Annotated in this window: 27 protein-coding genes; 10 read left to right on the top strand and 17 right to left on the bottom strand. The window is 69.6% G+C overall.

Going from position 1 to position 23135, the window contains the following annotated elements; translation table 11 throughout:
* Positions 1–2 precede the first annotated feature (2 nt).
* The 16 genes from ACGRVM_RS05715 to ACGRVM_RS05640 form a co-directional block, all read right to left on the bottom strand.
* Positions 3–1151 (bottom strand): EscU/YscU/HrcU family type III secretion system export apparatus switch protein, encoded by a 1149-nt coding sequence (locus ACGRVM_RS05715; RefSeq protein WP_377167750.1) that lies wholly within the window; start codon positions 1149–1151, stop codon positions 3–5.
* The gene (gene fliR, locus ACGRVM_RS05710; RefSeq protein ID WP_377167753.1) at positions 1144–1965 is read right to left on the bottom strand and encodes a flagellar biosynthetic protein FliR; all 822 of its coding nucleotides are present in this window, start codon (positions 1963–1965) and stop codon (positions 1144–1146) included. The genes ACGRVM_RS05715 and fliR overlap by 8 nt, the downstream gene beginning before the upstream one ends.
* A gap of 3 nt (positions 1966–1968) precedes the next feature.
* Entirely contained in the window at positions 1969–2235 is a 267-nt protein-coding gene (fliQ, locus tag ACGRVM_RS05705; protein WP_377167756.1) for a flagellar biosynthesis protein FliQ, read from the bottom strand.
* A gap of 2 nt (positions 2236–2237) precedes the next feature.
* Positions 2238–2978, bottom strand: coding sequence for a flagellar type III secretion system pore protein FliP (gene fliP, locus ACGRVM_RS05700; protein WP_377167759.1), 741 nt, complete (start codon positions 2976–2978; stop codon positions 2238–2240).
* Positions 2975–3298, bottom strand: a complete 324-nt coding sequence (locus ACGRVM_RS05695; RefSeq protein ID WP_377167762.1) for a hypothetical protein — start codon at positions 3296–3298, stop codon at positions 2975–2977. Before ACGRVM_RS05695 ends, fliP begins: the two co-directional genes overlap by 4 nt.
* Before the next feature lie 55 nt (positions 3299–3353).
* Positions 3354–3662, bottom strand: coding sequence for a flagellar motor switch protein FliN (fliN, locus tag ACGRVM_RS05690; protein WP_377167765.1), 309 nt, complete (start codon positions 3660–3662; stop codon positions 3354–3356).
* Positions 3663–3680: 18 nt separating this feature from the next.
* Positions 3681–4664, bottom strand: coding sequence for a flagellar motor switch protein FliM (gene fliM / locus ACGRVM_RS05685; RefSeq protein WP_377167768.1), 984 nt, complete (start codon positions 4662–4664; stop codon positions 3681–3683).
* A gap of 9 nt (positions 4665–4673) precedes the next feature.
* Positions 4674–5243, bottom strand: coding sequence for a flagellar basal body-associated FliL family protein (locus ACGRVM_RS05680; RefSeq protein WP_377167771.1), 570 nt, complete (start codon positions 5241–5243; stop codon positions 4674–4676).
* Positions 5244–5252: 9 nt separating this feature from the next.
* Positions 5253–6398: a flagellar hook-length control protein FliK gene (locus ACGRVM_RS05675; protein WP_394624025.1), complete on the bottom strand. Its 1146-nt coding sequence runs from the start codon at positions 6396–6398 to the stop codon at positions 5253–5255.
* A gap of 75 nt (positions 6399–6473) precedes the next feature.
* Entirely contained in the window at positions 6474–6887 is a 414-nt protein-coding gene (locus ACGRVM_RS05670) for a hypothetical protein (RefSeq protein ID WP_377167777.1), read from the bottom strand.
* Positions 6884–8176: a FliI/YscN family ATPase gene (locus tag ACGRVM_RS05665; protein ID WP_449619165.1), complete on the bottom strand. Its 1293-nt coding sequence runs from the start codon at positions 8174–8176 to the stop codon at positions 6884–6886. The genes ACGRVM_RS05670 and ACGRVM_RS05665 overlap by 4 nt, the downstream gene beginning before the upstream one ends.
* 38 nt (positions 8177–8214) lie before the next feature.
* On the bottom strand, positions 8215–9066 hold the full coding sequence (locus tag ACGRVM_RS05660) for a FliH/SctL family protein (RefSeq protein ID WP_377167783.1): 852 nt from the start codon (positions 9064–9066) through the stop codon (positions 8215–8217).
* A gap of 3 nt (positions 9067–9069) precedes the next feature.
* On the bottom strand, positions 9070–10092 hold the full coding sequence (fliG, locus tag ACGRVM_RS05655; protein ID WP_377169984.1) for a flagellar motor switch protein FliG: 1023 nt from the start codon (positions 10090–10092) through the stop codon (positions 9070–9072).
* Between the two features lie 44 nt (positions 10093–10136).
* Positions 10137–11819: a flagellar basal-body MS-ring/collar protein FliF gene (fliF, locus tag ACGRVM_RS05650; protein ID WP_377167786.1), complete on the bottom strand. Its 1683-nt coding sequence runs from the start codon at positions 11817–11819 to the stop codon at positions 10137–10139.
* Between the two features lie 43 nt (positions 11820–11862).
* Positions 11863–12186, bottom strand: coding sequence for a flagellar hook-basal body complex protein FliE (gene fliE, locus ACGRVM_RS05645; protein ID WP_377167788.1), 324 nt, complete (start codon positions 12184–12186; stop codon positions 11863–11865).
* A gap of 13 nt (positions 12187–12199) precedes the next feature.
* Positions 12200–13381: a sigma 54-interacting transcriptional regulator gene (locus tag ACGRVM_RS05640; RefSeq protein WP_377167792.1), complete on the bottom strand. Its 1182-nt coding sequence runs from the start codon at positions 13379–13381 to the stop codon at positions 12200–12202.
* Positions 13382–13715: 334 nt separating this feature from the next.
* On the opposite strand from ACGRVM_RS05640, the gene ACGRVM_RS05635 reads away from it, so the two are divergent.
* The 10 genes from ACGRVM_RS05635 to ACGRVM_RS05590 all read left to right on the top strand — a co-directional run bounded on the left by ACGRVM_RS05635 (position 13716) and on the right by ACGRVM_RS05590 (position 22948).
* Positions 13716–14024: a hypothetical protein gene (locus tag ACGRVM_RS05635; RefSeq protein ID WP_377167795.1), complete on the top strand. Its 309-nt coding sequence runs from the start codon at positions 13716–13718 to the stop codon at positions 14022–14024.
* A 155-nt stretch (positions 14025–14179) separates the two neighbouring features.
* Positions 14180–15382, top strand: a complete 1203-nt coding sequence (locus ACGRVM_RS05630; RefSeq protein ID WP_377169986.1) for a chemotaxis protein CheA — start codon at positions 14180–14182, stop codon at positions 15380–15382.
* Positions 15379–16185 carry a CheR family methyltransferase gene (locus tag ACGRVM_RS05625; RefSeq protein ID WP_377167798.1) on the top strand — a complete coding sequence of 269 codons (807 nt, stop codon included), beginning with the start codon at positions 15379–15381 and terminating at the stop codon, positions 16183–16185. Before ACGRVM_RS05630 ends, ACGRVM_RS05625 begins: the two co-directional genes overlap by 4 nt.
* Positions 16182–17348, top strand: a complete 1167-nt coding sequence (cheB, locus tag ACGRVM_RS05620) for a chemotaxis-specific protein-glutamate methyltransferase CheB (RefSeq protein WP_377167801.1) — start codon at positions 16182–16184, stop codon at positions 17346–17348. The genes ACGRVM_RS05625 and cheB overlap by 4 nt, the downstream gene beginning before the upstream one ends.
* Positions 17349–17397: 49 nt before the next feature.
* A complete protein-coding gene (locus ACGRVM_RS05615) occupies positions 17398–17943 on the top strand; it encodes a chemotaxis protein CheW (protein WP_377167804.1) in 546 nt (181 codons plus the stop codon).
* A 56-nt stretch (positions 17944–17999) separates the two neighbouring features.
* Positions 18000–18404 carry a response regulator gene (locus ACGRVM_RS05610; RefSeq protein ID WP_377167807.1) on the top strand — a complete coding sequence of 135 codons (405 nt, stop codon included), beginning with the start codon at positions 18000–18002 and terminating at the stop codon, positions 18402–18404.
* Between the two features lie 42 nt (positions 18405–18446).
* Positions 18447–21929, top strand: a complete 3483-nt coding sequence (locus tag ACGRVM_RS05605) for an Hpt domain-containing protein (protein WP_377167810.1) — start codon at positions 18447–18449, stop codon at positions 21927–21929.
* Between the two features lie 64 nt (positions 21930–21993).
* Positions 21994–22401: a flagellar export chaperone FliS gene (locus ACGRVM_RS05600; RefSeq protein ID WP_377167813.1), complete on the top strand. Its 408-nt coding sequence runs from the start codon at positions 21994–21996 to the stop codon at positions 22399–22401.
* A complete protein-coding gene (locus ACGRVM_RS05595) occupies positions 22398–22730 on the top strand; it encodes a hypothetical protein (protein ID WP_394624024.1) in 333 nt (110 codons plus the stop codon). The genes ACGRVM_RS05600 and ACGRVM_RS05595 overlap by 4 nt, the downstream gene beginning before the upstream one ends.
* 2 nt (positions 22731–22732) lie before the next feature.
* Positions 22733–22948, top strand: a complete 216-nt coding sequence (locus ACGRVM_RS05590) for a hypothetical protein (RefSeq protein ID WP_377167819.1) — start codon at positions 22733–22735, stop codon at positions 22946–22948.
* A gap of 5 nt (positions 22949–22953) precedes the next feature.
* Here the strand turns inward: ACGRVM_RS05590 and ACGRVM_RS05585 are convergent, their stop codons facing one another.
* Positions 22954–23115, bottom strand: coding sequence for a hypothetical protein (locus ACGRVM_RS05585; protein WP_377167822.1), 162 nt, complete (start codon positions 23113–23115; stop codon positions 22954–22956).
* Positions 23116–23135: the final 20 nt, after the last annotated feature.

The following is a 23135-nucleotide window of genomic DNA, read 5'->3' as shown; positions in this document are numbered from 1 at the left end:
CGTCAACTCCTTGGGGCAGGGCGACCGAACTCGTCGAGCCGCAGGTCGGGGGGAATGTCGATATCGGGCACCGGCTCGGGCATGCCTTGCTCGAGGCGCCAGACATGGGCGAGGATCACCGCCACGGCGGCATAGAGCGCCTCGGGAATCTCGCGCCCGATGCCTCCGGTGAAGTAGAGCGCGCGCGCCAGCGGCGGCACCTGGAGCGTCGCCACGCCCGCGCGGCGTCCGCGGCGCATCACCTCACGCGCCATCGGGCCCTTGCCCATCGCGAGGATGACGGGCGCCGCGCGCTCGTCCGGGTCATAGCGCAGCGCGACCGCGAAATGCGTGGGGTTCGTCAGGATCGCGTTGGCGAGCGGCACATCGGCCAGCGCGCGGCGCTCCGAGGCGCGGCGGGAGGCGTCCATCTGCGCGCGGCGCATCGCGCCCTTCTGCTCGGGCGAGCCTTCGGATTCCTTCATCTCGTCCTTGATGTCCTGCATGGACATGCGCAGCGCCTTGGTATTGCTGTGGATCTGCCAGGCAAGATCGAGCGCGGCGATCAGCGTCAGCGCGACCAGCATGCCCGCCAGCACGCGCAGCATCGCCGTTCCGAAAAGCGCGGTCGCATCGCCGGGCGCCAGCGTCGCCGCGCCTTCCAGCGCCGGCAGAAGGGGGCGCAGCATCACCGCACCCGCGCCGAGCAGGAGCACGACCTTCAGCACCGCCTTCGACAGATCCACGAGCGCCTTCATCGAGACCATACGCTTCATGCCGGCGAGCGGGTCGATCTTCTCGCCCTTGAAGCCCATCGCGGCGGGCGCGAAGATCAGCCCGCCGACGCCCGCCTGCGCCAGAAGGATCGCCGCGATCATCGGCAGCCCGAGGCCGAGGGCCGCCGCCACCGTCCAGACCATCGCGTCCCGCGTGCGCTCGACCATCAGCGCGTCGATCCCGGCGCTTCCGTCGATGACGAGGCCGTGCGCCCAGAGCCCGGTCAGATCGGGCAGCGCCCATTTGCCCCCGGCCAGCATCAATGTCGCGAGCGCGAGCGTCGCCAGAACGAACACCTCGACCGAGCTCGTCACCTTGCCGTCGCGCCGCGCGTCCTCGCGCTTCTTGGCGGTCGGCTCCTCGGTCTTTTCCTGCCCGTCTCCGCCCTCAGCCACGCGCCGCGCCTCCCAGCATCTGGGCGAGCAGGGCGAGCGCCTGCGCGACGAGGTCCGACAGCACCGGCGCGAGGCTCGTCACCGTCAGGAAGAGCAGGAGCAGCGTCGCCGTCATGGTCAGCGGAAAGCCGAAGGCGAAGATATTGAGCTGCGGCGCCGACCGGGTGATGACCCCGATCACGATGTTGAGGATGAGAAGCACCGACACGACCGGCATCATCAGGCGCGCCGCGTCGTGAAACATGGTGCCCGTCCCGTCTAGCCCCGCGCGCGTCAGCGCCATGCCATCGATCGGCGCGCCGATGGGCAGCGTGCGATAGCTCTCGAGGACGAGCCGGATCGCGGCGAGATGGCCGTCCTCGGTCACGAAGATCGCCAGAAGGAAAAGCATGAAGAACTGCCCGATGACCGGACTTTGCGCGCCCGTCGACGGATCGACCTGCGCGGCGAGGCCGAGGCCCGCGGTGTTGGCGATCCGGTCGCCCGCCATCACCGCCGAGGCGAACAGGATCTGGAGCAGCATCCCCGCCGCGAGGCCGATCGCCAATTCGCGGATCGCCCAGGGCACCGCCGTGAGCGCGGCCAGATCGCCCGGCGCGGGGATCTCGATCACGCCTATCAGCGCGATGGTCAGGCACACCGAAATGACGATGCGCACCGGCAGCGACACGAAGCGCGCGGCGAAGAGAGGCGCCGACAGAACGAACGCCCCGATGCGCAGCATGGCGAAGAGAAACTGAAGCATCAGCCCGACCAGCTGCGAAAGCTCGAGCCCCGGAATGCCGGAGGCGGAAGGGGCGAGATCGGGCAGCATCGCTCAGTTCATCGTCGCGATCGTGTCGAACACATAGGCGAAATAGTCGGTCATCGTGGTCATCATGAAGCCCGACATGAGGCCCATGGTCAGGATGACGATCGCCATTTTCGGCACGAAGCTGAGCGTCGCCTCGTTGATCGAGGTCGCGGCCTGAAGGATGCCGATGACGAGGCCGACCGCCAGCGCGATCAGCAGGACCGGCCCGGCCGTCAGCAGGATGTTCCAGTAGGCCAGCTTCAGGTGCTCGATATTCTGGTCGAAATCCATGGTCACAAGGCTCCGGCGAAGCTGCTGGCGAGCGAGCCCATCGTGAGCGCCCAGCCATCGACCAGCACGAAGAGCAGAAGCTTGAAAGGCAGCGAGACGATCATGGGCGAGAGCATCATCATCCCGAGCGCCATGAGGATCGAGGCGATCACCATGTCGATCACGAGGAACGGCAGGAAGAGAAGAAAGCCGATCTGGAACGCGGTCTTGAGCTCGGAGGTGATGTAGGCCGGCAGAAGGATCGAGACGGGCACGTCCGCGCCGCTCTCGTAGGGCGCAGCGCCCGCAAGCTCGGAGAACATGAGCAGATCGTTCTGGCGCGTGTTGGCCAGCATGAAGCCCGACAGGCTCTCCCACGCCCCGCGAATGGCGACCTCGGCCCCCATCTGCCCGTCGAGATAGGGCGCGGCATAGCCGTCGTAGATCTCGCTCAGCACGGGCTGCATGACGAAGAACGACAGGAAGAGCGCGACCGCGATCAGCACCTGGTTGGGCGGGGTCTGCTGCGTGCCCATCGCCTGGCGCAGGATCGACAGCACGATGATGATGCGCGTGAAGGCCGTCATGCCGAGCACGAGCGACGGCAGCACCGTCAGCGCCGTCATCAGCGCGAGGATCTGGAGCGTCAGCGAATAGGTGGTGCCGTCCTCGCCGGAAAGGGCGATTGCGGGCAGCCCCTCCTGCGCCGCGCCGAGCGTGGGCAGAAGCGCGAGCGAGAGCGCCGCCAGAAGGATCCGGCTCATGATGCGGCCTCCGGCGCGGGCGCGCGCGCCTCGGCGGCGCGGGGCAGGGGCGTGACCGTGTTCGCGCCCCGCCGGGACAGGGTGACGAGATGCGGTGCCCCGTCGATCTCGAGGAGGACCGCCATCGCGCCGCCGCCCAGGGCGCGCGTTTCCGCCACATGCATCCGGCGCGCGGATTTAAGATGCGCGGCCAGAGGCGCGCCCTTGAGGCGCACGGCCAGCCAGACGGCGCCCAGCACGGCGAGGAACGCGATCAGCGTCGCGATGCGTTCGGGTGTGACGATATCCATCGGGGCGGCGGTCCTGCTCTTGATGCTCACTTGCGCGAAAGATGCAGGAATCGTGCCATGCAGGCAGGGCGCGGGGCCGCGGGCGTCAGACCGTCTCGATGCGTTGCTCGGGGTCCACGATGTCGCCGAAGCGGATGCCGAACTTCTCGCCCACGACGACGATCTCGCCCTTGGCGATGGGCGTGCCGTTGACGAGAATGTCGAGCGGATCGCCCGCCATCCGGTCGAGCTCCACGACCGATCCCTCGTTGAGGCGCAACAGGTCCTTGAGCGTGATCTGCGTCGAGCCGACCTCGACCGTCATCGCCACCTTCACGCCGGCCAAAAGGCCGAGATCGACATTGCTGTCGCTGGCGCGCGCGGCGCCGGTGTCATCATCCATGATATCGCTCATCAGAAAGGCTCCATTCGGTCAGGGGGTTACGCGGCGGGTCAGCGACAGCGCGGCGCGGCCGCCCTGCTCGCCCGGCTCGCCGTCGAAGAGGGGCATGCCCTCGATCAGAAGTTGCGGGCGCGGCATCAAATCCACCGGCACGACGCGCCCGGGCCGCAGCCCGCTCAGCGCCGAGAGCGGCACGGTCGGCTGCGCGAGCTGCGCGGTCACGTTCAGCGGAACCGCCATCACCGCCTCGGCCAGACGCGCGCGCCAGCGCATGTCGTCCTCGACCTGATCCGACTGCATGCGCGAGCGCAGCCGCGAGGCGATGGGCTTGAGCGCTTGCAAGGGATAGATGAGATCGAGCGTCGCGGGATCCACATCGGGCAGCTGGATGATGAAGGAGCAGCAGACCACCTTCTCCTGGCTGTCGACGAAGCCCGCGAATTGCAGGTTGTCCTCGTGCACGGGCGCCGTGAAGGTCACCGGGAAGAGATCGCGCCACGCCGCCTCGAGCGCGCGGTGCAGACCTTCGGTCACGATCTCGATCACGCGCACCTCGGTCGCGGTAAATTCGGTGCGTCCGGCGGGCAGGTAGGCGATGTTGCCGCCGTAATAGGCATTGGTCAATAGCGAGACGAAATTGGGCGGCAGCATGATGAGCTGCGTGCTGCGGAGCGCATCGGCCCGCGCGGTCGTGAGACTGACGAAATTCTCGAGCTCGTCGCAATAATGATCGAAGGTCTTCACCTCGGGCGGGAAGGACGAGATGCGCGGATGCATCCGCAGGAACGGCAGGAATACCGATCGCGCGAGGCGGCAGAACCGCTCGTTGATCATGCGCAGGCCATAATAGTCTCCCATGACCGAGAGGTTGTCGCTGCCGAACTTGTAGGGGCGCGCGGCCTCGCCATTGACGCCCGAGGCGGCCTGCGCGTCCTCTTCGAGAAGGCCGTCGACCAGCGCCGCGACCTCGTTCGAGCTGAGCTTGTGCGCCCCATGTGCCTTGATCGGAGCCATGCGTGCCTCCTATTGCATCACGAAGGACGGAAAGAAGACGCCGTCGATCCCGCCGAACCCCTCGAGCGCCTCGAGCCGGGTGTTGATCGCGGCCTTGATCGCCTCGGCCAGCGCGTCGCGCCCGCCGGTGCCCTGCACCTCTTCCTCGGAAAATCCGCTGATGACAGCGAGCATGTCCGAGCGCAGCGCCATCGCATGCGTTTCGACATGCTTGATGACCGTCTCGTCATATTGCGTCGAGACGCCCACGCCCACCTGAAGGAACTGCCGCGTGCCGCGCAGATTGGTGGTCATCGGATCCGGGAATTCATAATAGCGCGTCTCGAATTGCTGCTCTTCGGGCAGCTCGCGCGCGACGCGCTGGGGCGTGCCGTCGCCACTTGCGATGCTCTCGGCGGTCTCCTTCTCGAGTAGGCGCAGCACCTCTTCGGAGGGCGAAAGCCGCCCCCCGGCGAAGTAGAGCCCGGCGCCGAAGCCGCCGCCGCCGAGAATGGCGGCGACGAGCACCCAGACCAGTATTTTCTTGATCGCGCCGCCTTTGCGGCGGCCTTCGACATCGGGGGCGGAGCTGTCGGACATCGGGTTTCCTCAGGCTAGAAGGTCGACGGATGTGGTGGCGGCGCGCGGCGCGGCAGTGGGCGCGGCGGGCAGGGCGGAGGTATCGGGCCCGGATTGGGCCTGGCCGGCCTCGGCCTGTGCTGTCTGGCCGTTTCCGCCCGAGCCATTGCCGGATGCGTCATCGCCAGCCGCGCCGCCGCTGGGCTGCCCACCGGGCGCTTGGGCGCTCGCGCTTTGGCCCTGCGCCGTCTGGCCGGGCGTGTTGGCCCCGGGCGCCTGCGTGTCGGCGGCAGCCCCCGGCGCGGCGGCGATGCCGCGCATCTCGAGGCCCGCGCGCGACATGGCGTCGGTCAGCTTGTGCTGCGCCTCGCTGAAGGCGCGGGCGGCCTCGTCGGTTTCGGTGACGATATCGACGCGCAGCGTGCCGTTCTCCATCTCGAGGCGGATCTGCACCGTGCCGAGCCGTTCGGGCGTAAGCGTGAGGGTCAGCGTCTCGCCGCCGCCCTGCGCCGCGCGGGCGATGCCGACGGCCATGTCTTCGGGCCATTCCGCCTGCGCGAGGTCGAGCGGCACCGGGGCGGAGGTCGGCACCGTGGCGGGAGCCGGCGCGGGCGCAGCCGCCTTGTCGGCGGACGCGGTGGCAAGTCCCGAGGGCGCCGCGACTTCGGCCCCGGCACTGCGCGGTGCGGGGGTGTCGGCAGGCATCTGGGTCTCGGCGGGCGCGGCCGTCTCGATGGCGCCTTCAGGCGCGAGCCGAGGCGTTTTCTCGCCCGGAACCTGCGCCGCGATCTCGTCGGATGTCGGCGTGGGCGGCGCTTCGGCGGCGTCCGGCGTGACGGCTGCGGCGATGGGGGCTTCGGGAAGCGTCAAGGGCGCGGGCGGCTCGGTCAGGCTGTCCTGCGCACCGGACTCTTCGAGCGCAGTGCCCGGCACCTCGGCAAGTGGCTTCGCGCCGACTGTTTTCGCGGTTGAAAGCGCCTGCCCGGGGCGCGCATCAACCGGCGCCGCCGGGGCGATCGGCGCAGGCGCAAGCGCGGCTTCGGCGACGGGGGGCGTCTGCGGCGCGCTGCCCTGCAAGCTCTGGATGAGCCCGCCGAAACCGACGCCCGCGCCAGCGCCGGGTGCGCCGCCGCCGGACTTGCCCGCGGCGCGGGGCGCCGGGGCGCTTTCTGTCAATCCTAGGGCGTTCATGCGCCGCGCTCCGCTGAAATCTTGTCCCTCACACGGGTGCAAGTTCGGTGCCATCCGCGCTCAGGCGGGGCGGCGGATCATCGCGGCCTCCTCGGCCTCCTCGGCTTCGCGCCGGATCGCGAGGCGCGCCGTGCCCGCGTGATCGCCCAGAACGCGGGCGCGCTGGTGCTGGCGGGCCAGCTCATGCTCGAGCGCCTCGCGCTCCTCGCGGGTGCGGCGCATCCGCTCCTGCGTCGCGCTCAGCTCGCGGCTGAGCGTGTGGCCGAGATAATGCGCCGAGGCGAGCGCGCCGGGCGACATCGGCTCCGCGCCATGCTGCGCCGAAAGCTCGAGCATCCGTCCCAGCCTGTCCATCAGATCGAACTGCTGCAATTCGCGCTGGCGCAGATCGCCGAGCGCCGCTCCGGTGCGGCCCAGCTCCGAGCGCGCCCGCAGCTCCATCAGCGACAGAAGATGGGCCCGCCGCGCGCTCATGCCTCGGCCCCCATCAGATCGACCAAGGCCGCGACGCTGCCCTCGAAATCCGCCGGATCGTCAATGTCCTGGCGGATGAACGTCTCGATCGGCGGCCAGAGCGCGACGGCCTCGTCGAGCGCCGCATCCTGTCCCGGCGTGTAGGCGCCCATCAGCATCATGTCGCGGTTCTCCATGTAGAGCGCGATGGCCCGGCGCAGGCGGGCGGCGGCGCGCTCGTGCGGCTTGGCGGCGATGTCCTTCATCACGCGGCTGACCGATTGGGTGAGGTCGATCGCGGGATAGAGCCCCATCTGGGCCTGCTTGCGCGAGAGGACGAAATGTCCGTCGAGAATGGCGCGCGCGGTATCGACCACCGGATCGTTCGTCGTGTCGTCGCCATCGGCGAGGATCGTGTAGAAGGCGGTGATGCTGCCCTCGCCGCTGAGCCCCGGCCCCGCGCGTTCGATGAGGCCCGGGATCATCGACAGGGCCGAGGGCGGATAGCCCTTGGCCGTCGGCTGCTCGCCCAAAGCCAGCCCGACCTCGCGCCGCGCATGGGCGACGCGCGTGAGGCTGTCCATGATGAGCATGACTTCCTTGCCCTGATCGCGGAAATACTCGGCGATGGCGGTGGCGCGCTGCGCCGCGCGCAGCCGCAGAAGCGGCGAGCGGTCGGCGGGCACGGCGACGACGCAGGTCTTGTTGCGGTTCTCGGCGGTCATGACCTTGGCGACGAAATCGCCCACTTCGCGCGCGCGCTCGCCGATGAGGCCGACGACGATCACATCGGCGCGGGTGTAGCGCGTCATCATCTCGATCAGCACCGATTTGCCGACGCCCGATCCCGCGATGATGCCGACGCGCTGGCCGCGCCCCACCGTCAGCGCCGCATTGATGAGCCGTACGCCCACATCGAGCACCGCGCGCACCGGCTGGCGGGCCAGAGGGTTGCGCTCGCGGCCCTTGAGCGGGCGCGGTTCGGCGCAGGCCGGGCTCGGCAGATCGTCGAGCGGGGCGCCCTCGGCATCGAGAACCCGGCCCAGAAGCGCGGGCCCCATCGCGGCGTTGTGCCCGCCCGGGATCTTGTGCACCGAGCAGCCATGCGTGATGCGCGCGCCGGGCTGATCGAGAAAGATGAGGTTGCGTCCATTGGCGAAGCCGACGATCTCGCCGGTCGCGTCGGCGCCGTCCTCCGTCTCGACGCGGCAGCGCGTGCCGGGGCTGGCTGGAAAGCCCGCGCATTCCAGGATCAGCCCGTCATAGCGCAGCACCTTGCCGCTGTAGCCGGGCGGAGGCGGCGCGGCCATCGTCTCGGCGCTGGCGGCCAGGCGGCTCAGAAGATCGCTCACGCGAGGCTCCCGTTCTCGCGCTCGGCGATGGCGTCCGAGAAGGTGATGTCGTCCATCCGAAGGCGCATGTCGCCGCGCCCCAGCGTGGGATCGGGCGCGAGCGCCAGCTTGGCCAGCGGGCTGAAGCCCTTGATATGCGGCTTGATCGCGACGAGATCGGCGGGGTTCAGCATCAGCTTGGCCGAGGCCGCCCCGGCGGCGATTTCGCGCACCATTCGTTCCATGCGCCGCAAGAAGGGGCGGGGCGTCTCGTCGATGCGCCCGCCCGCCCGCTCGGAGGCGAGGCGGCGCACGGCATCGGCGAGCCGCGCCGTCAGATCGTCCAGCATCTCGGCCCCGCCCATGTCGAGCCGCGCGGCGGCGGCAGCCATGAGATCGCGCGCCTCCTCGGCCTCGCGCGCGGCGGCCTCGCGCGCTTCGCTCAGGGCTTCGGCGCGGGCAGCGGCGACGGCGGCGTCACGCTCGGCTAGGCCCGCGGCATGGCCCTCGGCCCAGGCCGCGCTGCGCTCGGCCTCGATGTCGAAGGCGGCGGGTGCGGGGGCGGGCGTGAAGCCGGACGGGGGTTTGGCGGCGGCGGTCTGCGATTTCGACTCTTCCGGCTCGGCGGGCGTAAGTGCGGGCTCGGGCACCACGGCCACCGGGCGCGGCCGGAAGGCGGGCGCTTCCTGCGGGGCGGAGGCCGCCTCGGGGGTTGGCAGGATATCGGCGCGCTTGAACGTGCCGGCGGCGCCGCGCACCAGCGCCAGAAGCGCCTCGGGCGTGATCGGCGCCGGGGCACCGGACGCGTCGACGGTCTCGTGCGCCTCGATTTGCGTGGCCGGGTCGGCGGGGCGGGGCAGGGCGCTCATGGATCAGACCATCCGCTCGCCGCCGCGCCCGGCGAGGGTGATCTTGCCCTCGTCCGACAGGCGCCGGGCCACGCTGATGACCTGCTTTTGCGCCTCCTGCACCTGGCTGAGCCGCACCGGGCCCATCGCCTCCATCTCGTCGCGGATATTCGCGGCGGCGCGCTGCGAGACGCAGGCCAGAAGCTTGTCGCGGAGCACCGGATCGGCGCCCTTGAGCGCCAGAACCAGCGTCTCGCTCTCGATCTCGCGCATGACGACCTGAAGCGCGCGCTCGTCCGACTTGATGAGGTAGTCGAAGACGAAGAGATTGTCCGAGATATCGTCGGTCAGGGATTTGTCGTCCTTGCGCAGATCCTTCATGATCCGCTCTTCCATGTCCTGGCGGGTGAAGTTCATGATCCGCGCCGCTGCCTTCACGCCGCCGATCTGGCTGGCGCGCAGGGTCGTGTTGGCCTTGAACTTGGCGCGCATCACTGCCTCGAGATCGCGCAGCGCGTCAGGCTGCACGGTGTTGAGCGTCGCGATGCGGCGGATGATCTCGGGCTGCACCTCGGGCGGCAGAAGCTTGAGCACCTCGGCGCCCTGCGCATAATCGAGCGAGGCGATGACCAGCGCGGTGATCTGCGGATGCTCGTCGGTGATGAGCTCGGCCACGGCCGAAGGGTCCATCCAGTCGAGAATCTCGATGGGCCGCTCGCTGTTCGTCGGCACGATGCGCGAAAGGACGGAATGCGCCTTGTGCGCGCCAAGGGCTTGATCGAGCACCTCGCGCACATAGCCGCCCGCGCCCACGCCGAGGCCGGTCTGGTTGCTGACGATGCCGAGAAACTCGTTGAGCACGGCGTCCACCGTGTCGTGATCGACGCCCTGCACGGCATACATCGCCTCGCCCAGCGTCTGCACCTCCGCGGGCGAGAGCGCGCGCAGGATCTGCGCCGCCGTCTCCTCGCCGAAGACCATCATCAGGATCGCGGCCTTCTGCACGGGGCTGAGCGACGCGGCGGCGCCGGATGCACCGGCCGTCATCGCGCGCGATCCGGCGGCACCGGGAAGGGCGGGCAGGGCCGTGCTCATGTGCGGTCCTCCTCGGGCGGGGTCAGCATCGACTTGAAGACGCCCGCGATGCGGTTGGTCTCGCTTCCGGCCATCTGGCGCAGCAGGTCGATCTTCTCCTCATAGCTGATCGCGCCGTTGAGCTCGTCCGCGCCGGGCGCCGCCGTCTCGAGCCGTTGGCGCAGCGCGCTCATGGTCTCGCCCTTGGGCACTTCGACGGCGTTCGCCATCGCCATTCCCTGCGCCGCGCCGTCGCCCACGGGCGGCAGGAGACGCTGGAGAAGCGGGCGCACGACACCGAGCACGATGATGGCCAGAATGGCGAGCTGTGCGAGCGTGCGCCCCGCCGTCGGAAGCCATGCGGCCTCGTACCAGCGCGGCTCGGCCATGACGGGCAGGCCCGTGCTGACGAAGGGAGCGGCGGTCACCGTCACCACGTCGCCGCGCGTCTCGTCGAAGCCGATGGCGCTGCGCGTGAGGGTCTCGATCTCGGCCAGGGGCTGCGCGGGCGCCTCGCCGGGCGCGCCGGCCTCGCCGGTGGGCGCGGGCTGGTGCAGGAGCACGGCGGCATGGATGCGGCGGATCTGCGCGACCTGAGGCTGGCGCGTCTCGACCCGGCGGCTGACCTCGTAATTGCGCGTGCTCGAATTGCTGGAGGTGCTGCGCGCGCCGCCCTGCGGGCCGGCCTCGGCGGCGTCCTTCAGTTCGGCCTCGTTCGGGGGGGTGTTGGCGATGGCGCCCGGAACGCCGCCCGCGGGCGCGGCGCCGTTCTGCTGGCTGCTGCTCTGCTCGCTGCGCAGGGCGGTTTCGGGCAGGAACTCTTCGCTGGTGATCTCCGAGCGGGTGAAATCCATGTCCATCGTCACCTCGACGGCGGCGTTTCCGGCGCCCAGCATCGGCGTCAGGAGCGCGAGGACGCGCTCGCGATACATGTTCTCGAGCCGCTGCTGATGCTGCATCTGGCGGTCCGTCTCGGCCTGGACGGGATCGGCCTCCTCGGTGGTGAGAAGCGCGCCGGTCTGATCGACGATCGACACGTTGCCGCGCGGCATGTCGGGGATGGCGGTGGAGACGAGGCTGACGATCGCGCGCACCTGCGCCGTCTCGAGAGCCATGCCGGGCGCGAGTTCGAGAAAGACCGAGGCGCGGGGCGGCGCGGTGTCGCGCACGAAGGCGCTGCGTTCGGGCAGGGCGAGATGCACGCGGGCCGCGCGCACCGGGCGCAGCTCGGCGATCGACTGGGCGAGGTCGAGTTCCTTCATGCGGCGCAGGCGCGCGGATTCGACCTGCCGCGATGTGCCCATCGGCATTTCCGAAATCGCGCTGAGCCCGTCGACCGCCCCTTGCGGCAGGCCTTCGGTGGCCAGAAGCATGCGCGCGCGGTGATACTGGTCCGCGGGCGCGGTCAGCGTGCCGCTCGACGGATCGAGCGCCGCGTCGATCCCGCCCGCCGTCAGCACCTCGAGCGCGCGGGCCTTCTCGGCCTCGGGCAGGCCCGATTGCAGCGCGACGCGGTCGGCGGGCGCCAGCAGAAGCCACGCGGCAAGGCCGATCACGACCGCCGCCAGCACGCCGATGGCCGGAAGCGCACGGCGGAGCGCGGGTTGCGCCGCCAGCCCGTCCATGCGCGAGACCGCCGCGCGGGCACGGCCCGCGAGCGACGTGGGCGCCTGCCGTGAGGGAAGTGTGTTTGCGTCCATTGGGGGCGAATTTCCTGCTGCGGTTCGGCGGCCTGACGAGGGGTCAGACGGGCATGTTCATGATGTCGCGATAGGCGGTCAGGGCCTTGTTGCGCACCTGCATCGTCATCTGGAAGCCGAGCGACGAGACCTGCTGCTCGACCATCACCGCCGCCAGATCCTGTGTCGCGCCCGTCTCGAAATCGCGCACCGCCTGGCTGGCCTTGGCCTGCTGGGTGTTCACGTCCTCGACGGCACGGCCCAGCCGCTCGGCGAAGTTCGGCCCTTCGGGCGCGCCGGCGCCGGGCCGCTGCACGGCCTCGGGGCGCGGCGCGGCCTGGCTGGCCTGCAACATCGAGACCGATGGAGAGATGCCGGTGATGCCCATGACGGCGCGTGCCTCAGGCGGCGCGTGCCGCGGGGCGCGCGGCGGCGTTCGCGCCGATTGCGGCGGCCATCGCGGCGCCCGCGATCAGCGCGCTGCGCGGCGCCAGCATGATGTGATGCGGCTCGATCAGCGCGCTGTCGGACAGCACCAGCGCGCGCTGCATGACGTTCTCGAGCTCGCGCACGTTGCCGGGCCAGTCATGCGCGGCCAGCATCTCGCAAGCGGCGGGCGACAGAAGCGGCGCGGCCGCTCCCTCGGGCGTGTGACGCGCCAGCATCGCCTGCGCGAGCACGGTCACATCGTCGGGCCGCGCGGCGAGGGGCAGGGTCTCCAGCGGGAAGACGCAGAGACGGTAGTAGAGATCCTCGCGGAAAGTGCCGCGCGCGATCTCGGCCTCCATGTCGCGGTTCGAGGTGGCGATGATGCGCACATCGACGGGCGTCTCGGCCTGGCTGCCGAGCGGCGTGACGACGCGCTCCTGAATGACGCGCAGAAGCTTGGCCTGAAGCGCCAGCGGCATCTCGGAGATCTCGTCGAGCAGGAGCGTGCCGCCGTCCGCCGCGCGCAGATAGCCCTTGTTGGCCGTGTTCGCGCCGGTGAAGGCGCCTTTCTCGTGGCCGAAGATCATCGCCTCGAGCATGTTCTCGGGGATTGCGGCGCAGTTGATCGCAACGAAGGGCGCCTCGGCGCGGGGCGAGGCGTCGTGAATGAGACGCGAGAGCACCTCCTTGCCACTGCCCGTCGGGCCGTTGATGAAGACGCTGACGTCGAACCGCGCGACGCGGCGGGCCATGTCGAGAAGCGCGCCCGAGGCGGGATCGGCCGCGACCATGCCGCCGAAAGGCGCGGCCAGCAGATCGGCCAGCATCATCAGCGCGGCGTCGCGCAGCGGCACAAGCGATGTCTGCGGCAGCGAGACCCGCAGGAGCCGGCCGCCGAGTTCCGAGCGGACCTCGTAGCTCTGGGCAGTACCGTCCACGATCACGATGCGCTTGGCGCCCAGCTTGCGCGCGATCTCGACCAACGCGCGCTGATCGGTCACGGGCGCGCCCTGGATCAGGGTGTGGCATGTGGGCTGGTAGCCGGAATGCACGTTGATCCGGCGCGCGCGGAGCAGCGTTGCGAGCGCCTGGGACTGGGCGAAGCCCGGAGCGGTGATGCAGATGTCGGCCATGTCGTTTCCTTTGCGGTGCATGTTGCAGACCCCTAAGCAGGGATCGTGCCATGTCGTTGTTTTCAGTTGTTTCGAAGGCCCCGTGCCGCGCCCGGCCGCCATTGCCCGTGAAACCTGCCTCCTTCGTCGGAAATCCGACGTCTTCGGCAAGATTTAGCCGACGGGTGTCGGTGCGTCGTCGCTCCGCTTGGAAGGGCGATGGTGTCAAAATGGGGCGGATATCCCGAAGGTTGTGCGTAGGTATCCAAATCGCGCAGTTCGCGTCAAAAGATAGCGGGCGGTCCGGGAGTTTTGCGGCTCACATTTCCGGGGTGCGTGTCGTTGGACAGATACAGTCAGTCAAAAGGCAGGCCCCATGCTATCCAAAACATATCATCTGAAATTTCCCAGCCTCGATGCGGCGCAGATCGCCGCGCCCTTCATCACCGAGATTCTCGGCAACGCCATTCCCGAATGCCGTGTCTCCGGCCTGACGGTGATGATCGGCAAGGAAGGGGATATTTCGGTCAACCTCTTCTTTCCGTCCATCGCGGACCTCAAGACCTTCGAGAAGAAGCATGGCGGGTTCATCAACACGATGAAGAAGACCTTCATGTTCCGCTCCACCGGGTTCGAAGGCGTCTGCATCTTCAATTTCGACGGTAACGCCGAGGACGCCGCCTGACCTGCGGCGGCATTTGGCACGGGCATTGCATCGGGATGCGCTGACAGGGGCCGGCGCGTGCCGCGCGGCCCCGTGCCCGCAAGAGAGACCGGACCCATGACCGACGCGTCGACATCTGCGAAGGCCCGCACGCTGCGGAGCGCGCCGTGAGCGCCCTGCCCGCCGAGGGCGAGGCCGCCGACGGCGATGTGCTGCTGCGTGTCTCCTCGGCCAAGATCGGCCGGCTGATGGACCTTGTCGGCGAGCTGTCGCTGTCGGTATCCGAGACGATCAACGCGCCGGATCTCGCGGGGCTGGACCTCGGCGGGTTCGAAGCGGCGGCGCATCGCCTCTCCATGATCGTGAGCGAGGTGCAGGACGCCGCGACCGAGCTGCGCCTCGTGCCGGTGGCCGAGGTGTTCCGCCGCCTGCGCCGCATGGTGCGCGAGTTGCAGCGCGACACCGGCAAGAAGATCGAGCTCGAATTGCGCGGCGAGACCACCGCCATCGACAAGCTGGTCGCCGACCGCCTCTATGATCCGCTTCTCCATGTCGTGCGCAACGCCGCCGATCACGGTCTCGAGCCCGAGGCCGAGCGGCTCGCCAGGGGCAAGCCCGCCGCGGGGCGCATCGTCCTTTCGGCGGCGCAGGTCGGCAGCGAGGTGCGCATCCAGGTCATCGACGACGGGCGCGGCCTCGACCGCGACCGAATCCTGAAGAAGGCGCGCGAGAAGGGTCTCTTCGGCCCGAACGAGACGCCCGAGGATGCCGCGATCTGGAAGGTGATCTTCGAGCCCGGCTTCTCGACCGCCGAGAGCGTCACGACGCTCTCGGGCCGGGGAGTGGGCATGGACGTGCTTAATACCACGATGAAGGCGCTGCGCGGGCGCATCGCCGTGACGAGCGACGCGGGGCAGGGCACCGCCGTGTCGCTCCATATTCCCGTGTCGCTCGCGTTTCTCGACAGCATCATCCTGCGGCTCGGCACACAGCTTTTTTGCGTGCCCATCGAGGATATCGTCGAGATCGCGCGCCCCGAAGCGGCGGACCGCATGCAGGTCTCGGCCGAGGGCGGGCGCGAGATGCTGCGCCTTCGCGGCAGGCTCATCCCGGTCTGCCGGCTCGAGACGTTCTTCGGCGGCATGCCGCGTGCGCCCCTCCCGCTCGAGGACTGCGTGTCGATCATCTTCGAGCCGAGCGGCGGCCCCATCGCGGTCCCGGTGGACGAGGTTCTGGACCGCCAACAGGTGGTGATGAAGCCGCTGGCGGGCGCGCTCGCGGATGTGCGCGCGAGCTGGGGCTTCGCGCTTCTGGCGTCGGGCGAGGTGGCGATGGTGCTCGATTGCGAGCGGCTCAACCCCGACGGGGCCGCGCCATGAGCCACATGGACCAGGGCGGCTTCGAGGCGGTGCGCGACTGGATCAGCCTGCGCTGCGGCATCAGCTACCCGCCGCCCAAGGCGGATCTTCTGCGCCAGCGCATGGGCCGGGTGCTGCGCCGCTTCGGCTACGCGGATCTCAACCGCCTCGCGCAGGAGCTTCAGCCCGCGGGCCTAGAGGAGGTCCAGCTTGCTGTGATGCACGCGGCCTCGATCAACCACACCTATTTCTTCCGCGAGCCGGAGATCCTCGAGCGGTTCATTACCGAAATGGCGCCCGCGCTGGCGCGCGGCGAGGATCTGCGCATCTGGTCCGCCGCCTGCTCGAGCGGCGAGGAGGTCTATACGATCGCGATGCTGCTCGCGCAGCGGATGGGGCCTGACGTGCTGCGCCGCGTGAGCATCTTGGGCACCGATATCAGCGGGCCGATGGTCGAACGCGCGGAGCTCGGAATCTTTCCGGAGCGCCAGTTCTCGCAGACCGATCCGGCCATTCTCGGGCGCTGGTTCACGCCCACGGGTATCGGGCAGTTCCGCGTCCGGCCCGCCCTGCGCGACGTCTGCACCTTCCGGCGCATGAATCTCAAGGCGACGCCCTATCCCTTCAAGCGCGCGTTCCACGCGATCTTCTGCCGCAACATCCTTTATTATTTCGACCATCAGGATCAGGCCGCGACGGTGCGTGCGCTCTACGACATGGCGGTGCCGGGCGGTCTGCTCGTGACCTCGGTCACCGAGAGCATCTCGCATCTCGGATCGAACTGGCAGCAGATCGCCACGGGCATCTTCCGGAGGCCGGCATGAGCGCGGGGCACATGCAGCGCGGCGCGCCGGTCCGCGTCCTCGTGGTGGACGATTCCAGCATCTTCCGCCTGCTTCTTGTGCGCAGCCTGCGCGCGGATCGCGGCATCGAGGTGATCGGCGAGGCGGGCAGCGCCGAGGAGGCGGGCGCCTTCGTCGCCCATACGCGGCCCGATGTCATCACGCTCGATCTCGAGATGCCGGGCGCGGGCGGCATGGTGTTCCTGCGCGACACGATCGCGCGGCTCGCCATCCCGACCATCGTCATCTCGTCGCTGACCCAGCGCGGGGCGCGCCGCTCGATCGAGGCGCTCGAGGCGGGGGCGGTCGATGTGATGGCCAAGCCCGACGGGATCGCGCCGGGGCGGCCGGATCATGCGGGCCTCGCCGAAATCGCGCTGCGCATCAAGGGCGTGGCCCGCGCGCGGACAAGGGCAGCCGCCCCACCCGCACCCGCCCTGACCGAACCCGCCACCGCCCGCACCGACCCGCCCGCGACGCCGCCCCTGCGCGCGCCCCAGAGGCCGGGCCGGCCGGGCGAGCCCGTCATCCTTCTGGGCGCCTCCACGGGCGGCGTTCAGGCGCTCGGCACGGTTCTCGGCGCGCTTCCCGCCGATTGCCCGCCCGTCGCCATTGTTCAGCACATGCCCGAAGGCTTCACCGACGCCTTCGCGCGCCGCCTCAACGATGCGTGCCGTCCCGCGATCCGCGAGGCGCAGCATGGCGACGCGCTCGAGCGCGGAACGGTGCTCATCGCGCCCGGTGGCACGCGCCATATGGAGCTGCGCGGCAGCGCCACGGGCGCGCTCCGGGTCGAGCTTGTGCCGGGCGATCCCATCTCCTACTCGCGCCCCGCCGTGGATGCGCTCTTTCAGTCGGCGGCGCGCATCGCCGCGCCCCGCGTCGTCGCCGCCGTTCTGACCGGCATGGGTGCCGATGGTGCCGCCGGTCTCGTGGCGCTGCGCCGGGGCGGTGCGCAGACCTTCGTTCAGGACGAGGCGACGGCGCTCATCTGGGGCATGCCGGGACAGGCATGGCGCCAGGGCGGCGCGCAGGAACAAGTGCCCCTCGGCGAAATCGCCGGGCGCCTTCTGGCGGCGATTGGCATGAAACCTGCATCCCCCGCGCCAGGCGAGCCGCACGCCGCGCCGCAGAGCATTTCATGACCCAGAGCACACAGCCCCTCACGATCAGCAACCAAGAAGGCATCCGACCATGACACGACCAGCCGTTCAGGACACAGACCGCGCCGCCGCCATGCCGCCCGAGGCCGAGCGCGCCGCGCTCGAGTTGCGCGGCGAGGCCGAGGGCATCAAGACGATGTATCTGACGTTCCCCGTGGGCGCCGAGCTCTACGGCGTATCCATCGGCGTCGTGACCGAGATCGTCGGAATGCAGCGCATCATGAGCGTGCCGGACGTGCCGCATTACATCAAGGGCGTGATCAACCTGCGCGGCAAGGTCATACCCCTCATGGACGTGCGCCTGCGCTTCGGCATGGAAGAGAAAGCCTATGACGACCGCACCGTCGTCATCGTGCTTCAGGTGCAGGGCGCGCCCGTCGGTCTCATCGTCGACGGGGTGAGCGAGGTGCTCGACATTCCCGATGACCGGATCGACAGCGGCAACGCCTTCGGCGGCGCCGACAGCGGCAAGCTCGTCAAGGGGCTGGGCCGACTGGAGGAGCGCGTGGCGATCCTTCTGGACACCGACCTCCTCGTCCAGTCCGACGCGCTTCCCGACACGGCCGCTCTGGCCTGACACACCCCCAAAGGCGCCGCGCGATCGCGGCGCGACATCCCGAACGGAGACACCCGATGGCCTATAACGTGATGGTGGTGGACGACGCCGCGATGATGCGGCTCTACATTTCCAGCTTCCTGCGCTCGCAGAAGGATTTCAAGCTGGTGGCACAGGCCGCCAACGGTCAGGAGGCGCTGGACAAGCTGGCGGATCATCCCGATCTCGATTTGATCCTTCTGGATATCGAGATGCCGGTGATGGACGGGCTCGAATTCCTGCGCCATGCCAAGCTCAAGACGCGGGCCAAGATCTGCATGCTCTCCTCGGTCACGGTGCAGGGCTCGCCGCTCGCCGCCAAGGCGCGCGAGCTGGGCGCCGATGGCGTCGTCTCCAAGCCCTCGGGGACCGTCTCGCACGATCTCGAGGAAAAGACCGGTGACGAGCTGGCCCGCGTGATGCGCACGCTGGTCGCTGCCTGAAACGGGCGAAGCCTGAAACAACTCTAGTGCGGGGCCGGTGCGATGACCGACGAAATGGACGAGATCTGGGCGCTTTATGCCGATGACGGCGCGCAGGCGCTGGACGCCATGGAGGAAGAGCTCGAGAAGCTGGCCGACGGCGCCGGGGATGCGGGCGCCGGGGTGGGCGCGCTCTTTCGGGCGGTGCATACTTTCAAGGGCAATTCGCGCGTTCTGGGTCTTGGAACGGTCGAGGGCCTGGCGCATCTGGCCGAGGATCTGATCGGGCTCGTACGCGACGAGGGCGCGGAACTGACGCCCGAGATCGTCGAGATCCTGGTGCGCACGGGCGATGCGCTGCGCGGCATGCTCGAGGAGACCGCCGACACGCGCAGCGACGTCGATCCCGGCCCCTCCGAACCGCTCAAGGACGATCTGCGCGCATTGATCGGTCGCATCACCTCGCCCGAGGCCGAGGCCGCGGCGGGAGACAGCGCGGCGGAGGCGGAAGATACCGCGCCGCAGGAGGACGAGCCGGACGCGCCGGTGGAGTCGCCCGCCAAGCCTGCGCCCAAGGCCCCGATGTTCGATCCGGCGCTGGCCGGTCTGCTCGATCAGCTCGATGGCGGCGACGGCGCGAATTTCGACGACTTCGAGGACGACGATTTCGACGACGTTGATCCCGTGGCCGAGGAAGAGACCGAGGAGGCGCCCGCCGCCGAGGACGCGCCGAGTGCCGCGTCCGCGCCCGAACCTGCCGAGGATGCGGCCCCCGGCCCGGTGCAGACCATCGCCGAGATCACCGATGGCAAGCTGCGCGAGGCCGACCCGCTCTATCGCCAGATCTTCGCCGACATGGCCGAGAAATGCATCGCGGCGCTGGGCGCCGAGATCGCCGATTGGCAGGACGAAAGCCCTGCAAAGACGCGCAAGGAAGCCGATGGGCTGCGCTACGCCGCGGGCCAGATGGACCTGCCCGACTGGTGCGCTCCGCTCGACGATTTCCTGGCCGACAGTGCGCCGGATGCGGGTGCGGCGGGATCGCTGCGCGACGCGCTCTCGGCACTGCTCGCCCGCGACACGGGCGGCGCGGACGAGGCGTCCGGCGACGCCGCGCCGCAGCCGGAGGAGGAGGCCGAGCAAGAGCCGGAGATTGCACCCGAGGCGGAAGCCGCGCCGGCGCCGGAGCCTGAAGCCGAGGTCGCAGCGGCGGTTGCTTCCGAGGAAAAACCCGCGCCGAAGGCGAAGCCTGCTCCGAAGCCCGCTCCGAAATCCGCTCCGAAACCCAAGCCCGCGCCCGTCGCCGAAGACCCGGCGCCCGCCGCGTCCGCGCCGAGCACGGCCGAGGACCGCGCCGCCGACTTGCCCGAGGGCGCCGCGTTTTTCGCGGAAATGGCCGCGCTCTATCCCGAGATCGCGGCGCAGGGCATGCAGGTCGCCGCCGGAACGCCGCCCAAGCCCGAGGCGCGCGAGGCGCTCTTTCAGCGGATCACCGCGCTCGCCCGTCCGCACGGCTATGTCCGCCTGATCGATGCGGCCGAGCATCTCTCGCAGGTCGAGAAGGGCAAGGGGCACCGCGCCGCCGAGCTGGCCTTCTACGAAGAGCTCGTGACCATCGAGCGCAGCGTGCCCGCCGCGATCTTCGGCGAGGACGTGATGGCGCCCAGCCGGATGCTCGGCGCGTGGTGCGCCGACCACGTTTTCGACACGCTGGGTGCGCTGCGCCGGGGGCTCGAGCCTGCGGGCGCGGGCAAGGAGTGGTTCCCCGAATTCGAGACGCTGATGCGGCGCGTGCATTTCGCCTGCCTCAACTATTCGATGCACCCGGCCTCGCAACTCACCATGTCGCTGATCGATCTTTTCGCGCGGGTGCGCGGCGATGGCGGCGCGGGGCCGGACGTGATCCTCGTGCAGATGGGGCGCGGCTATGTCGACACGATGGAGCTCGTCTTCGACGCGCTCGCCCAGGGCGACGAGCCGGATCTGACGCGCATCGAGACGCTTTTCGAGGATGCGGCCAATGTCTGCTTCATCGCGAGCGGCGTCGTCACCGCGAAATCCATCGAAACGCGGCTCGGCCTGCCGCCCGAATTCCACCGCGTCCTGTCGCCCGAGAGCGTCAAGGCCGCGCATGACGCGATCGGCGCGGGGCTCAATTTCTTCGTGCTGCGCGCCGATCTGAACGATGATGACGCGCTGGCGCAGGACTTCTTCGACTGGATCACGACCGGGCAGGTCCGGATGATCACCAACGTGACGGTCTTCGACGGGGACCGCACGCTTTTCGACTTCCTCGTCGCCTCGCCGCTCGATGCGGACGGCATGGCCGAACGCGCGGCGCTGATGGACCCGTCGGGCGCGCGGCTCTCGCTCGCGCTGACATTGACGGTACGCGAGGCCGAGCCGGAGCCTCCGGCGGAGGCCGAGGCCGATGCGTCCGAACTGGCGCTGAGCGATGCGGGCGACGAGTCGCCCGCGCTGCTCGAGGCGGTGGGGGCGATCTCGGCCGGTCACGCCTTGCTCGAGCACGAGCTGTCGCGCCTCGCCTCGGTCGATCTGATGCAGGACATCACGGACGCTTTGCGCGCCGCCGGCGTGCCGCCCCTCGATCCCAGGGTGCGCTCGGTGCTGCATGGCAAGCTCGACGAGCATGCCCTGCGCCTTCAGGAAATCAGCGAGGCGGGCGCGCAACTCACGACCGAGCTGTCGCATCTGCAACAGCAGAGCGTCGCGCAGCGCTCGCGCCCGGCGGAGGTGCTCCTGCGCCCGCTTCAGGCCTATGTCGCCACGCGCAGCGGCGGCGGCGAGCTCGGCGCGCGCGTGACCTATGTGGGCGGCGACATCGTGCTCGACCGTGTGCTGATCGAGGACTTGCGCGGCCTGCTCAAGGCGCTGGTCAACATGCGCCTCGCCGCGCCCGATGCGCCGACGCGCTTTCACGTCTCGATCGAGACCGACAGCGATCATGTGCGCGTCGATGTCACGGATAACGGCCCCACGCGGAGCGCTCCCGCCGAGCTCGAGGCGATCGCGGCGCCGCTGCGGCGCCGCAAGGGCGCGCTGCGCGAGGCGGTGCTGCCCGCCGGTGCGGGCATGCGCTTCCACCTGCGGGTGCCGCAGAACATGATCGTGCTCGACGGCATGGTCGTGCGGGTCGGGCGGGTGCGCTACGTGTTGCCCATCGACGCGATCCAGCGCATCCTTCAGACCGACAACATCCTGCCGGTGACCGCGTCGGGGCATACGCGCATGCTCAACATGGGCGAGGACGGACTCGTGCCGATCCATCCGCTCGTGCCCGGCAGCCTCGGCAAGGAGAAGGCGCCGCGCCTTTTCGTCATCGTGCAGGGCGCGGGGCGGCGGATCGCCATCCCGGTGGACGAGCTTCTGGGCCAGCAGCTCGTGATGCTGCGTCCGCTCGAGGGCGTTCTTTCGGACATGCGCGACATGAGCGGCATCGCGATCCTGTCGGGCGGCGAGGTGGGCATGATCGTCTCGGTCGGCGCGCTTGCCGCGCAGGGCAAAGAAGAGGCCTGGGCCAGCTAAACAACCAGGGCCGCGCGCCGTTCTAAGACATAACCAGTGGCAATGACGTCGAAGGGAATGTCTGATGAGTTTTGCGTTCGCGCGGTCCCGCTACCGCCAGGCCGACAGCGTGGTTCAGCCGGTGGCCGACGACCCCTATGACGTCGTCTTCGTCACCCTCAAGGCGCTGAGCCGCGCGCTCGAGATCCTCGCCGCCGCGCAGGGCCAGGGCCGCAGCGCGCCGACCGAGCATCTCAACCGCGCGCTGACCGCGATCTACATCCTTCAATCGAGCCTCGATTTCGAGCAGGGCGGCGAGATCGCGGGTGATCTGTTCCAACTCTACGAATTCGCGCGCTTCCACGTGCTCTCCGCGCTGCGCGGCGAGGCCGAAGCGCGTCTGCCCGAAGCGGCGGGCGCCATCGCCGAGATCGTCGCCGCGTGGGAGACGATCGGATCCGAAGTGCGGGCGGGTCGCGGCGGGGCCGCGTGAACATGGCGGCGCCGGGCTTTGCAAATCTCGTGATGGCGGAGCGGCTGCGCGATCTGTCCTGTGCGCTCGCCGCCGCCGCGGAGGACGGCGATCTCGTCGCCGTATCGCGGATCGATCACGAATTGCGCAGCGCGGTGATCGCGCTCGTCGGTGCGGCGTCGCTCGTGGATGACGGCGCCGAGGCGCGTCTGGTCATTCTGGGGGAGGCGCTGGGCGCGGTGCGCGCGGCCTCCGTCCTGCTGAAAGCCGCCGCCGACGCGCAGCCCGCCGCGCCGCGCGGCACGCTCGTCTATCTCGACGCGGTGCGCCGCCAGCGCACGGAGGTCTGACCATGGGCGGCGCGACATGCGAGACATGCCTGCGCCTGCGCTGGTTTCTGATGACGGCGGCGCCGCTGATCGTGGGCATCTACCTGCAACCGGGCTGGGCGGTGCCGCTCGCGCAGCTCGTCCCGAGCCCGATGGCGATCGGGATCGCGATCTGGGTGGGCGGCGCCGCGATTTTCGCGCTGCGCCTTGCGGCGCATCGGCGCTCGGCCGAGGGCTGAGGCGATCAGAAGGCCGGTGGCGTCATGTCGCGCTTGAGCAGGCGCAGAAGACCCCAAAGCCGCTCGCGGCGCGGACGCCCGTTGCTGTCGCAAAGGACCAGTTGCACGGCGAGGCGCTGAGGATCGGTGCCCGGCGTGGGCACGAAGGTCTGGGTTTTCATGAACATGGCCGGTCCCTTTCGGCTGA

It is taken from the genome of Roseovarius aquimarinus, assembly GCF_043661195.1.
GTDB classification, from domain to species: Bacteria; Pseudomonadota; Alphaproteobacteria; order Rhodobacterales; family Rhodobacteraceae; genus Roseovarius; species Roseovarius aquimarinus.
The sequence above is the reverse complement of the archived record's forward strand: the minus strand, read 5'-3'. Positions and strand labels throughout refer to the sequence as shown.